Origin of the sequence: Ileibacterium valens, from assembly GCF_001945525.1 — a bacterium.
GTDB lineage: Bacteria > Bacillota_I > Bacilli_A > Erysipelotrichales > Erysipelotrichaceae > Ileibacterium > Ileibacterium valens.
In genome coordinates this window covers 1-547 of sequence record NZ_MPJW01000269.1, presented here as the reverse complement: position 1 = coordinate 547, position 547 = coordinate 1, and the positions used below count along the sequence as shown (strand labels likewise).

The 547-nt window shown below is 46.4% G+C and carries 1 pseudogene; it reads right to left on the bottom strand.

The window, feature by feature from the left end:
* A pseudogene (locus tag BO222_RS12330) lies at positions 1-228 on the bottom strand (IS66 family transposase); the annotation flags it as partial.
* Between the last annotated feature and the right edge of the window lie 319 nt (positions 229-547).

Below are 547 nucleotides of genomic sequence, written 5' to 3'. Positions count from 1 at the left end.
GATCAGAGCAAGTGCTTCTTGAGCCTGACCTCTGACGGTTTCATTTCTGCAGACCAGACTTGCCTCGATGAAGTACCTTCTTGCATGGACCCAGCAGTTTGCCAGCTTTGCACCTTCTATCTGGGAGTAGCCACTGTAGCCATCAACCAGCAGAGTGCCTTCAAATCCTTTAAGAAACTCGGCGGCATATCGTCCTGAACGTCCCTGCTGATAATCAAAAAGGACAATCGGAAACTCACAGATATCCGCTGTCTGTTAATGCTAACGTAAAACCAACCAATAATTGCAGCGAGAAATGCGCCAATTTTGGTTGGTTTTATTTTGATATCCTTCTTATAGTAACCTTTTGAAATTTGCACGGGCTTTTATTCCCGGTTATCCCTGAATACCATCAAAGGCGGAAATCTTCTCTGTGCTCCGGCTTTCCTCTCAGGAAAGTCGGAAACGGAAGATTTCCGCCTTTTGTGATTCTGTTGAACTCAGGCAGCCTGACCTTTCAGGCTGAACCTGTTCTGGATCTCTTCAGCCCATGGCAGCAGACTTTCCA